The sequence below is a fragment of the Yersinia alsatica genome (assembly GCF_902170305.1).
Lineage (GTDB): Bacteria > Pseudomonadota > Gammaproteobacteria > Enterobacterales > Enterobacteriaceae > Yersinia > Yersinia alsatica.
In genome coordinates this window covers 38,034-50,172 of the sequence record NZ_CABHWW010000005.1, presented here as the reverse complement: position 1 = coordinate 50,172, position 12,139 = coordinate 38,034, and the positions used below count along the sequence as shown (strand labels likewise).

Genomic DNA, 12,139 nt, shown 5'->3' with positions numbered 1-12,139 from the left:
GACTCGCTAAAAAATCTAAATTTGTTAGCTTATGCGCCAACAGTGAGGTGTGTCGCAAAATACGGCTTTTTAGCGCTTAAGTGTGGCACGTAGTCCGGCTAACAAATTAGTTAAGATAATGAGAAAAATAGAGAATTTCCACCTGCTGGTTATGTTGATTCTGTTGGTTGCGGTTGGTCAAATGGCGCAAACCATTTATGTGCCGGTTATCGCGGATATCGCCCGTGATTTATCAGTTCGTACTGGTGTGGTACAGCGCGTGATGGCGGCATATTTGCTGACCTATGGCTTCTCGCAATTAATCTATGGCCCGCTCTCTGACCGAGTTGGACGTCGTCCGGTTATTTTGGCGGGTATGATGATATTTATGCTGGGCGCATTGGGAGCCTGGCTATCGAGTAGTTTGACGATGCTGGTGGCCGCCAGTGCTTTGCAGGGAATGGGCACCGGGGTTGCGGGGGTAATGGCGCGAACCATGCCGCGAGATTTATATGCAGGTACTGCGCTACGCTATGCCAATAGCATGTTAAATATGGGGATTTTGGTTAGCCCATTAATGGCCCCGGTTATCGGTGGGGTACTGGCCAGTCTGTTTGGTTGGCGTGCATGCTATGCGTTTCTGCTCTTTTTATGTGGCGGAGTAGCATTTTGTATGTTCCGCTGGTTGCCAGAAACCCGGCCACAGCAAACTGAGAAACGGCGAATGTTAGCCAGCTTCCGTTTGCTGCTATCTGACCGCGCTTTTAGCTGCTATTTGGTGATGCTGATTGGGGCGCTGGCAGGGATTGCGGTCTTTGAAGCCAGCGCTGGCGTGCTGATGGGCGGGGTGCTGGGGTTGAGTGGGGTCACGGTCAGTATTTTATTTATTCTGCCAATTCCTGCTGCATTCTTTGGCGCATGGTATGCCGGTCGTGATGGCAAAACCTTCCATAGCCTGATGTGGCACTCAGTGATTAGCTGCTTATTGGCTGGGTTAATGATGTGGATACCAGGCTGGTTTGGCATTATGAATATTTGGACATTGGTGATACCGGCGGCGCTGTTCTTCTTCGGCGCTGGGATGTTGTTCCCGCTGGCCACCACCGGTGCTATGGAGCCTTTCCCTTATCTGGCGGGAGCTGCCGGGGCTTTAGTTGGCGGTTTGCAGAATGTCGGGTCAGGTTTAGCGACTTGGTTGTCAGCCATGTTGCCACAAACCGGGCAGTTCAGTTTGGGGCTGCTGATGTTTGCTATGGCGGTGTTGATTTTGTTGTGCTGGTGGCCATTATCTCATCGGATGCAACCGCAAGAACACCGTGCTTAATTGATCAGAATCCGAGAATAAAAACGGGCATCGCTTGAATGTGATGCCCGTTTTTAATTAATGGCAGTAATGTGTGCGAGCCGGATTACAGCAAGAATTCATGCAGCGCCGGGTCTTTGCGGTCAAGGAAATGGGTGGAGCGAATACGGCGGATGGTGCGAGATTTACCGCGGATTAGCAGTGTCTCGGTGGTCGCCATGTTCCCTTTGCGGTAAATACCTTCCAGCAAATCGCCTTTGGTAATCCCGGTGGCAGAGAAAATCACATTGTCATTACGGGCCATATCACCCAGCAGCAACACTTTGCCTGCCTCAATGCCCATAGATTTGCAGCGCACTAATTCTTGTTCACCGATACGGCGGTTGTCTTCGTTATCGCCTTTTACTTGATGGCGCGGTAATAAACGGCCTTGCATGTCGCCATCCAGTGCACGGATCACCGCCGCTGAAATTACCCCTTCAGGTGCGCCGCCGATGCAGTACATCACATCCACTTCACTTTCTGGCATACAGGTCAAAATAGAGGCCGCGACATCACCGTCTGGGATAGCGAACACTTTTACGCCAAGTTGCTGCATTTCGGCGATGATACCGTCATGGCGCGGCTTTGCCAGCGTGATAACGGTTAAATCGGTCAAGGGTTTATTCAGCTTGATGGCGATATTGCGCAAATTGAGTTCCAGTGGCAGGTTAAGATCAATGGCTCCTTTTGCGCCAGGGCCAACCACCAGTTTTTCCATATACATATCCGGCGCATGTAAAAATGTGCCTTTGTCTCCCACTGCCAATACGGCCAGTGCATTGGCTTGCCCCATAGCGGTCATGCGAGTGCCTTCAATGGGGTCAACCGCGATATCAACAGCATCGCCTTGACCGGTACCGACATGCTCACCGATAAACAGCATCGGCGCTTCATCGATCTCACCTTCACCAATAACAATCTGCCCATCAATATTCACTTGATTAAGCATAATACGCATGGCTCGTACAGCCGCGCCGTCGGCAGCATTTTTATCGCCCCGACCCAGCCACTTATAACCTGCCAGCGCGGCAGCTTCAGTGACACGGGAAAACTCGATGGCTAATTCACGTTTCATGGTTAGACCTGTTGATTGCACAATGGAAGAACGGGATATGAGCGCGAATTCTAACACATTGAAGAATGAGCAGAGGGGATCACGAATAAAAAACGCGCCATCGGGGGGTGATGGCGCGTTAGCGGTAAAAGAGACGTTCAGTACAAAACAGGCGAACTGTTACTCGTCGTGCTCTTCCCATGCTTGGGCGCGAGCCACTGCTTTCTTCCAGCCTTTGTAGCGCACGTCACGTTCCGTGGTTTCGATCCCTGGGCGGAATTCGCGCTCAATGGTGGCTTTGCTTTGTACTTCGTCCAGATCATTCCAGAAACCTGTCGCTAGGCCCGCAAGGAATGCGGCACCCAACGCGGTGCTTTCACGCACTGCTGGGCGCTCAACACGAGTCCCCAGAATATCGGCCTGGAACTGCATCAGGAAGTTGTTCGCTACCGCACCACCGTCAACACGCAGTGCCTTCAGGCGTTCGCCGGAATCTGCTTGCATCGCATCCAATACATCACGAGTTTGATAAGCAATGGACTCAAGTGTTGCACGGATAATATGGTTGCTGTTCACACCACGGGTCAGGCCAAAAATAGCGCCACGGGCATACGGGTCCCAATATGGAGCACCCAGACCGGTGAAGGCTGGCACTACATATACGCCATTGCTGTCTTTAACTTTGGTGGCGAAATATTCAGAGTCGAATGAGTCGCTGATCAGTTTCAGTTCATCGCGCAGCCATTGGATAGATGCCCCGCCAATAAACACGGCACCTTCCAGTGCATAGTTCACTTCGCCGCGAGGGCCACAGGCGATGGTGGTTAAGAGGCCATTTTTGGATTGAACCACTTCAGTCCCGGTGTTCATTAACAAGAAGCAGCCAGTACCGTAAGTGTTTTTCGCCATCCCCGGTTGTACACACAACTGGCCGAACAGCGCTGCTTGTTGGTCACCAGCGATACCGGCGATTGGAATACGTGTACCGCCTTTACCACCAATGTTGGTTTGGCCGTAAATCTCAGAAGAGGGGCGAACTTCAGGCAGCATGGAGCGCGGAATATTCAGCGCTTTCAGCATGCGCTCATCCCACTCTTTGGTGCGGATATTAAACATCATGGTGCGTGATGCGTTGGTGTAATCCGTTACGTGTACACGGCCCTGTGTCATGTTCCACACCAGCCAAGTGTCTACGGTACCAAACAGCAACTCACCGCGCTCAGCACGGTCACGTGCACCCTCTACATTATCGAGAATCCATTTAACTTTGGTGCCAGAGAAGTAAGGGTCAACCACCAATCCGGTGTTATGGCGGATATACTCTTCCAGCCCCTCTTTTTTCAGCTTTTCGCAGATTTCAGCGGTACGACGGCATTGCCAGACAATCGCGTTATACACCGGCTTGCCGGTCGCTTTATCCCAAACAATGGTCGTTTCACGTTGGTTGGTAATACCGATACCGGCGATTTCATCAGAACTGATACCGGCTTTGGCCAGCACTTCGACCAGTGTTGAGCTTTGGGTTGCCCAGATTTCCATCGGGTCATGCTCAACCCAACCGGCTTTCGGGTAAATTTGGGTGAATTCGCGCTGAGAAACACTCACGATATTAGCATCATGGTCCAGCACTACAGCTCTGGAACTGGTGGTTCCTTGGTCAAGCGCGACAATATATTTCTTTTGAGTAGTATTTTCAGTTGTCATAATTAGCCTACTTTTAAGTTGCCGTTTATACCCGCCATCTTTCCCGTTGCTGGTGTGCTGGCTGTATTTGTTCACCCGACTGACTGATTAAGCTCATCCGAGTTCCCTCATTTGCCGCCTTCCTGCACCATGAAATCTATCGGGCATATTTATTAAGTATCTATTATTTACGCTTTGCGTTCTGTGGTCGTTACCGTGGTTTCATCATCATCGATAACACACACATCACATGGCAAATGGCGGCCAATCAGAGCTCGATAGCCGAATGCACCGACCAGTGCGCCGACGATAGGCCCAAAGATAGGTACTAAGAAGTAAGGAATATCACGCCCGCCAGTGAAGGCGATTTCGCCCCAGCCTGCGAAATAAGCAAAGAGTTTTGGACCAAAATCACGCGCTGGGTTTAAGGCGAACCCGGTTAGTGGCCCCATTGAACCACCGATAACGGCGATCAGAATACCAATAAGCAGCGGTGCCAGTGGGCCGCGTGGGATACCGTTACCATCGTCAGTCAGCGCCAGAATCAGGCACATCAAAATAGCGGTAATAACGGTTTCAACCAGGAAAGCCTGGAAAACAGAAATATGTGGATTTGGATAAGTAGAGAAAATACCGGCCAGATTCAGACTCTCAACGCTGCCGCGAGCTATCTGATGAGTTTGTTCAAAATCGACGAACAGGTTGTAGTAGAGGCCGTACACTAATGCCGCCGCACAAAATGCACCTGCAATCTGCGCCACAATGTAGGGGATAACTTTCCGGCGATCGAAACAAGCAAATAACCACAATGCAATGGTCACCGCCGGATTCAGGTGAGCACCTGAAATTGCTGCTGTTAGGTAGATGGCCATGGCAACACCCAGGCCCCAAATGATACTAATTTCCCACTGCCCAAAACTGGCGCCTGCCAACTTTAACGCAGCAACACAACCCACACCAAAAAAGATGAGTAGAGCTGTACCGAGAAATTCCGCGATACATTGGCCCTTCAAGGTCGAACTAGCGGTTTGGCTCATAGTAGATGTCCTAGAGACAGAGATTTATAGGGTATTTCTTATTTTTGCCCTTCGGACTGCGAAGGGAGTGATGTAAATTTATCGTTAACGAGCACAAACGAGAAATAGCGAAATCAAAATGTGTGTGGTGTGTCATAAAAATGAGCGATTTCGCGTTATTCGCGGCTGTTAAGGGACTTTGAAAGTGTGATCAGACCAGTACTTTCTTTCTCAGTTGTTAAGGGCATGTATAACTTTACAGGATTGGTTATTAGAGTTTTTCAGTTTTTACTGATAGTTCCTGACACGAAATTGCTACAGAGTGTGGTTTGGACCGGTATGGCGCTAGACAGGGGGGGGCTGGCTACATACAATCGCTTTACAAGGTCATCGTTTTTATTAAGCTGCGCCGCCTCTCTTGAGGGACGCGCTAAAACCTGCGCTTGTTACCTGTTCGATAGACCAATAGTTCGACAAACAAAGCGCGATAAGTATTCACAGCAGTTTCATCCGCGAGTGGCTGTTTTGATTAATATAATCACTGAAGCTAAGCATGATGACTGCGACCAAGAGATGTACGCCTTGCTACCATAAGGGGACCGAAGAATGTCATTTGAAGTATTTGAGAAATTGGAAGTTAAAGTTCAGCAGGCGATTGATACCATCACTCTGTTACAGATGGAAATTGAAGAGCTGAAAGAGAAAAATAACACCCTGTCCCAAGAAGTTCAGGAAGCAGCAGGTGGCCGTGAAGCGCTGGTGCGCGAAAATGAGCAACTGAAGCAAGAGCAGCATGTCTGGCAGGATCGTCTGCGGGCTTTGTTGGGAAAGATGGAAGAAGTCTGATTTCTTATACCCTTCATACTTGAAGCCGCAGGGTTGTTAGCTGCACATACTCATCCGAATCACTTACTTGAGTAAGCTCATCGGTATGAGTATGTTTGCTGCCTACCCGCAACTCCAATTACTTTGGCTATATAATAACGTTCTGTTATTTAAAGAAATTTGTAATGTAGTGATTTCAAGTGATTCTTACTTAGGGTAAAAAGCAGAAGGGCGATATCAATATCGCCCTTTCTTATTAGTCAGTTAGATAGATATTATTCAATATCTAAAGGCTCTTCTGACAGAATAATGCCCGTGTTGTCTGCGTACAAATGGTCACCAGAGAAGAATGTCACACCGCCAAAGTTAACGCGGATATCACTCTCACCAATGCCTTCATCAGCAGCACCCACTGGGATTGCGGCCATTGCCTGAATACCGATATCCAACTCGGCCAGTTCATCAACCTGGCGGACAGCACCGTAAACCACAATGCCTTCCCACTCGTTTTTCAATGCCAGATCGGCCAATTCAGCATTAATTAATGCACGGCGCACTGAACCGCCACCATCGACGACTAAAACACGGCCTAGACCATTTTCTTCGAGCAGGTCAAACAACAAGCCGTTATCTTCGAAACATTTTACAGTGGTTATCTTGCCACCAAATGAAGTACGTCCGCCAAAATTGGAGAACAGTGGTTCTACCACATTTACCTCTTCATGATAGATATCACAGAGATCGGAAGTATCATATTTCATAGGATTAACGTCTGGTTGCGGCTGGGATGTTAAGTATATCCCTTTCTGGCTACTGTTGGCAAAATCATCAATTGTTAAATTTCTCCGAGCTGACTTTATTGCCAGTCGCCCGGAGAATGAAGGAGGCAGGATTAACTGAGTATCAGGCCGACAGCAAACAGGATATTGGTCAGTAAAGCGGCTTTAACCATATGCTCGAGCATTGGGCGCATACCCGCAGCCGTAGGTTCACGCAGCACAAATAGGGCATGTTTGACCAGCAGTGGAACGGCCAGAATAAAAATCCACCCTCTCCAGGTATGTAGATTCAGCATGCTGAATAGTGCCAGACAGAAGATAGCTGCGGCGATTAACAGGGCATGGTAATAACGGGCAACGACCGGACCTAAACGCACTGCCAGTGTATTTTTACCATTGGCTGCGTCGTTTTCGATATCGCGCAAATTATTAATATTTAAAACGGCAGTAGCCAGTAAACCACAGGCGGTGGCAGGGAGCATAACGATGCTGTCAAAGTGCCCGGCCTGAAGATAGTAAGTCCCGGCAACACTCAACCAGCCAAAGAATACCAATACGGAAATATCACCCAACCCCATGTAACCATAGGGTTTGCTACCCACGGTATAGGTGATTGCCGCCACAATAGCCATCAGCCCTAGCAGTAAAAAGCCTAAAACATCGCTGGGTTTCTCACAGGCCACGGCGATCAGCGCAATGCCAGAAATGACAGTGAGGCTAACAGTGATGATTAGCGCGATTTTCATCTGGTGGCGAGTAATCATCCCTTTTTGCATACCGCGTAGTGGCCCGATACGCTCTTCGGTATCACTGCCCTTAATGGCATCGCCATAATCATTGGCAAGGTTTGACAGAATTTGTAGCAAGCCAGCAGTTAATAGGGCGAGCAATGCGACGGCGGGCTTAAAACTATCGAGCCAGACAGCTAGAGCTGAACCGGTAACGATAGAGGCAAAAGCCAGTGGCAGGGTTCGTGGCCGCAGGCTTTCCAGCCAAGCCTGGGTCTGGCTGGTGTTGGTTGATTGGCTCATTTTCCGCTTCATTTTATTATATACCCTTAGTTCTTGAAGCCGCAGGGGGCTAGCTCATCAGTGGCTGCCTACCCGCAACTCCAATGACTTTGGGTCTTAGGAGTCTGGTTCGCCCATTATCGGCGAGTTACAAAAATCATACGATAAAAATAACAGTGGGAGGCGATGCCTCCCACTCAATATTATTTTGGCGAACCATTTTATCCAGCATAGGCTTATAAAGCGAATTATAGGATAAAACGACTCAGATCTTCATCTGCTACCAACTCGTCCAGATGCTTACCAACATATTCAGCATCAATAGTAATGGATTGACCATTACTTTCGCTGGCGTCATAAGAGATATCTTCCATCAGACGTTCCAGTACGGTGTGCAAGCGGCGAGCACCAATGTTTTCGGTACGCTCGTTAACCTGCCATGCCGCTTCCGCGATTTTACGGATACCTTCGCGGGAGAACTCAACGGTCACCCCTTCAGTCGCCATCAATGCTTTGTACTGCTCGGTCAGTGAGGCACTTGGCTCAGTCAGAATGCGCTCGAAATCATCGGTAGTCAGCGCCTGTAATTCTACCCGGATTGGCAAGCGGCCTTGCAGTTCCGGGATAAGGTCTGACGGGCTAGAGACCTGGAATGCGCCGGAAGCAATAAACAGGATATGGTCAGTTTTTACCATGCCGTGTTTGGTTGATACCGTGCACCCTTCTACCAGTGGCAGCAAGTCGCGCTGTACCCCTTCGCGGGACACATCCGGACCTGAAGTCTGGCCGCGTTTACAGATTTTATCAATTTCATCGATGAACACGATCCCGTGTTGCTCAACCGCATCAATCGCCTGCTGTTTCAGCTCTTCAGGATTAACCAGCTTCGCGCCTTCTTCCTCAATCAGCAGTTTGAATGCATCTTTGATTTTGATTTTACGCGGTTTTTGCTTCTGACCAGCAATATTCTGGAACATGGATTGCAACTGGTTAGTCATCTCTTCCATGCCCGGAGGTGCCATGATTTCAACACCTACTGGTGCGGCAGCCAGATCGATTTCAATCTCTTTGTCATCCAGTTGACCTTCGCGCAGTTTCTTGCGGAAAGCCTGACGGGTAGCGGATGGCTCTTGAGTTTCATCTGGCTGGCCCCAGTTATTCTTGGCCGGCGGGATCAGCACATCCAGAATGCGCTCTTCGGCTAATTCTTCAGCCCGATAACGCATTTTTTCAATTGATTGATGGCGAACCATTTTCACCGCTGCATCGGTCAGATCGCGGATAATAGAATCCACTTCTTTACCAACATAGCCAACTTCGGTGAACTTGGTGGCTTCAACTTTGATGAACGGTGCATTAGCCAGTTTAGCCAAGCGGCGGGCAATTTCAGTTTTACCCACACCGGTTGGACCGATCATCAGAATGTTTTTCGGGGTAACTTCATGACGCAGCTCTTCGTTAAGCTGCATCCGACGCCAGCGGTTACGCAGGGCAATTGCCACTGCACGTTTAGCTTTATCCTGACCGATGATGTAGCTATCAAGTTCGCTGACGATTTCGCGTGGGGTCATTTCAGACATGTCACTCTATCCTTACGCTTTGTATGTTAATAACGTTTAGTACGTTAATTCTTCAATGGTTTGGAAGCGGTTGGTATAGATACAAATATCCCCCGCAATGCTCAGAGATTTCTCAACGATATCTCGGGCACCCAGCTCGGTGTTTTCTAGCAGCGCACGCGCCGCAGATTGGGCGTAAGGCCCGCCAGAACCGATAGCAATCAAATCATCTTCAGGCTGCACCACATCACCATTACCGGTGATGATAAGAGAGGCAGTTTCGTCAGCCACAGCTAACAGTGCCTCAAGCTTGCGTAGCATGCGGTCAGTTCGCCAATCTTTGGCTAACTCGACGGCAGCTTTGGTCAGATGGCCCTGGTGCATCTCCAGTTTGCGCTCAAACAGCTCAAACAGCGTAAAGGCATCAGCCGTACCGCCAGCAAAGCCAGCAATGACTTTATTGTTATAAAGGCGACGTACTTTTTTGGCATTACCTTTCATTACGGTATTACCCAGAGTGACCTGGCCATCACCACCGATAACGACATGACCATTACGGCGTACACTTACAATTGTTGTCACGAGCGGACCCTCGTTGCAGACTGAATGAGTCCCCATACTGTCTTTCAGAAAAACAGTATGAGGTATATTGAGATTATAAATGGGGGAGGATTACTACTTTTCAACCCCCCACAGCGAGGGGAATGCATCCTGATTGACCAGCGCCTTTCAAACGCTGTAAGGCTTTATCTGCGGCAGCCTTGGTACTGTAAGGGCCGAGTACCACGCGATTCCAGCCGCCACCGGCAGTTACGCGGCTTTCAATACCTTCAAATGCCAATTGAGCGCGAATAGACTCGGCCTGATCAACGGCTTTGAATGAACCACATTGCACCATCCAACGTTGCGCTTTTTCTTTCTCTTTTTCCGGTTTCGGCGGTGTTACGGCCGGAGTTACCGGAGCAGTAGACTGCTGTGTACGCGGTGGTGTCGGAGCCTGCTGCTGTACCGGCGCGGTTGTTTGACGCGGTGGCGTTAGTGGCTGCTGCTGCATATCAGTGACCGGCGGTTTGATGGTCACGGCCGAGCGCGGCACCTGCATCCCTTGGTTATACGGCACTTCTGATAATTGCGTCGGCTGCTGGCGCATATCCGCCTGCATCTGCTCAAGCAATTGGCGCTGCTCGTTGGTCAGCTGCGTCTTGGAATTCACTTCACCACCGGCAGACGGCTCTGTTGGAGTCGGCACGCCAATTTGACGATTTTCCAACTCTTTAATATAACGCCAGCGCTCTTCCGGTTTAGGCGGTAACCCGTTACCCGTGCGTGGGTCATGGCTAGGCAGTAACGGAAGCTCACCCGGCTTATTGTGGGTGATGAAATAAAGGCCACCAACAAATACCACTAATAGCGCGACGGCCAGTGCCATCACGGTTTTGGATACTGCTGGAGCACTGCGTTTTTTTCGGCTGGTGCTTTTGCGCCGCGCTCCTGAGCGCCCTCGGCTTACATAATCTCTTTGTGCCACTATCGTTTCGCTGCGTCGTGATGATGGAATAAGTCCGTCATGTTACTGAACCCCTGAATATTTGCCTAGCGTTTAGGCGCAGCAGTACTTTCCCTGACGATTAATTCGGTGTCTAACAAGCGGGAGCCACTTTGTACTGAATGCCCTTGTAACTGCTCAAGTAATAGTAACATGGCTTGCTGACCAATTTGATAACGTGGTTGTGCCACCGTGGTCAAGGGGGGATCGCAATACTGTGACAATTTTAGGTCATCAAAGCCGACTACCGAGACATCTTGCGGGACACGTAGCCCCATTCTCTTCGCTTGCCACATCGCACCTATCGCCATCACATCATTGTGACAAAATATTGCTGTCGGTGGATGAGGGAGTTCCATCAGTGCGGCAAAAGTTTCAGCACCGGCTTCGTAGCTAAAGTCCCCGCGCATAATATAGTCGCTGTCGACGGCAATACCATTGCGACGCAGCGCCTGAATATAGCCCTGTAGCCGATAATGACATAGCGGCATACTCTCTGGCCCGGCAATACAGGCGATACGTTTGTGCCCTAATTCATGCAGATAATGCACGGCATCAAAGGCGGCGGTTAGATTATCGATATGTACTGTTGGCAGTTCCAGTTCGGGAGCAAACTCATTTGCCATGACCATCGGCGGTAAATTGCGCTGTTCTTCTTTGCTGGCATCAAAGGGCAAGTTAGAGCCCAACAGCAACATGCCATCAATTTGCTTAGTGATAATCAAATTAACGAAGGTACGCTCTTGCTGCGTTTGTTGGGCACAATCGCCAATTAATATCAGATAACCTTGCTGGGCGGCAGCATGTTCAATGCCCTGAATGATATCGGCAAAGAATGGGTCACTGATATCCGGGACGATAACCAGAATAGTGCGCGATTCGTTACGTTTGATATTGCGAGATAAAGCATGAGGAGAGTAACCCACAGCCAGAACCGCTTGCTCCACTTTTTGCCGGGTCACTGTTGAAACTTTTTCAGGGTTCATCAATGCGCGCGATACCGTCGCAGTAGAAACACCGGCCATCTCGGCAACGTCTTTCATGGTGGCCATCGTGAATTCTTTCTTATGTTCCAACGCCCTTCTCCTTGCTCTGGCTCCGAGCCAGCACTAATGCTTGAGATATCCCGTGGCCAATGGCTCAGGATATTAACGGGTTGTCACACGTAAACCGGTATGTCCGGTAAGCGCGCTCATATCCTTTCATGGCAGTGTGGTTTCGGTTAAAAACAGACTTTCCGTCATTCTATACAGATAGTGAGGGCAATTTGTTACCTAATTTGCATTAAAAGTGTGACATAAGTAGGTTTTTTCGAACTGGCTCGCACAAAGCAGGGTAAACGA

At 49.4% G+C, this 12,139-nt stretch carries 11 protein-coding genes; 2 read left to right on the top strand and 9 right to left on the bottom strand.

Annotated elements, in window-relative coordinates; translation table 11 throughout:
* The first annotated feature begins 118 nt into the window (after positions 1–118).
* Positions 119–1,303 (top strand): multidrug efflux MFS transporter EmrD, encoded by a 1,185-nt coding sequence (gene emrD / locus FTA96_RS01080; protein ID WP_050317785.1) that lies wholly within the window; start codon positions 119–121, stop codon positions 1,301–1,303.
* A gap of 85 nt (positions 1,304–1,388) precedes the next feature.
* Here the strand turns inward: emrD and glpX are convergent, their stop codons facing one another.
* From glpX to FTA96_RS01065, 3 genes are all read right to left on the bottom strand, one after another.
* A complete protein-coding gene (gene glpX / locus FTA96_RS01075) occupies positions 1,389–2,399 on the bottom strand; it encodes a class II fructose-bisphosphatase (protein ID WP_004710530.1) in 1,011 nt (336 codons plus the stop codon).
* A gap of 159 nt (positions 2,400–2,558) precedes the next feature.
* On the bottom strand, positions 2,559–4,082 hold the full coding sequence (glpK, locus tag FTA96_RS01070) for a glycerol kinase GlpK (RefSeq protein ID WP_050110442.1): 1,524 nt from the start codon (positions 4,080–4,082) through the stop codon (positions 2,559–2,561).
* Between the two features lie 167 nt (positions 4,083–4,249).
* Entirely contained in the window at positions 4,250–5,098 is an 849-nt protein-coding gene (locus tag FTA96_RS01065) for an MIP/aquaporin family protein (RefSeq protein WP_050110443.1), read from the bottom strand.
* 585 nt (positions 5,099–5,683) lie between these two features.
* Between FTA96_RS01065 and zapB the strand changes: the two genes are divergently transcribed.
* On the top strand, positions 5,684–5,923 hold the full coding sequence (zapB, locus tag FTA96_RS01050) for a septal ring assembly protein ZapB (protein WP_004392238.1): 240 nt from the start codon (positions 5,684–5,686) through the stop codon (positions 5,921–5,923).
* A gap of 254 nt (positions 5,924–6,177) precedes the next feature.
* Here zapB and rraA read toward each other — a convergent pair whose 3' ends face one another.
* From rraA to cytR, 6 genes are all read right to left on the bottom strand, one after another.
* Positions 6,178–6,663, bottom strand: coding sequence for a ribonuclease E activity regulator RraA (gene rraA, locus FTA96_RS01045; RefSeq protein ID WP_004714419.1), 486 nt, complete (start codon positions 6,661–6,663; stop codon positions 6,178–6,180).
* A 131-nt stretch (positions 6,664–6,794) separates the two neighbouring features.
* On the bottom strand, positions 6,795–7,712 hold the full coding sequence (locus FTA96_RS01040; RefSeq protein ID WP_145573029.1) for a 1,4-dihydroxy-2-naphthoate polyprenyltransferase: 918 nt from the start codon (positions 7,710–7,712) through the stop codon (positions 6,795–6,797).
* A 227-nt stretch (positions 7,713–7,939) separates the two neighbouring features.
* Positions 7,940–9,271, bottom strand: a complete 1,332-nt coding sequence (gene hslU / locus FTA96_RS01035) for an HslU--HslV peptidase ATPase subunit (RefSeq protein ID WP_004710539.1) — start codon at positions 9,269–9,271, stop codon at positions 7,940–7,942.
* A 36-nt stretch (positions 9,272–9,307) separates the two neighbouring features.
* Positions 9,308–9,832, bottom strand: a complete 525-nt coding sequence (gene hslV, locus FTA96_RS01030; RefSeq protein WP_004714422.1) for an ATP-dependent protease subunit HslV — start codon at positions 9,830–9,832, stop codon at positions 9,308–9,310.
* Between the two features lie 100 nt (positions 9,833–9,932).
* Entirely contained in the window at positions 9,933–10,778 is an 846-nt protein-coding gene (gene ftsN, locus FTA96_RS01025) for a cell division protein FtsN (RefSeq protein WP_145573027.1), read from the bottom strand.
* A 65-nt stretch (positions 10,779–10,843) separates the two neighbouring features.
* On the bottom strand, positions 10,844–11,872 hold the full coding sequence (cytR, locus tag FTA96_RS01020; RefSeq protein WP_050110446.1) for a DNA-binding transcriptional regulator CytR: 1,029 nt from the start codon (positions 11,870–11,872) through the stop codon (positions 10,844–10,846).
* Between the last annotated feature and the right edge of the window lie 267 nt (positions 11,873–12,139).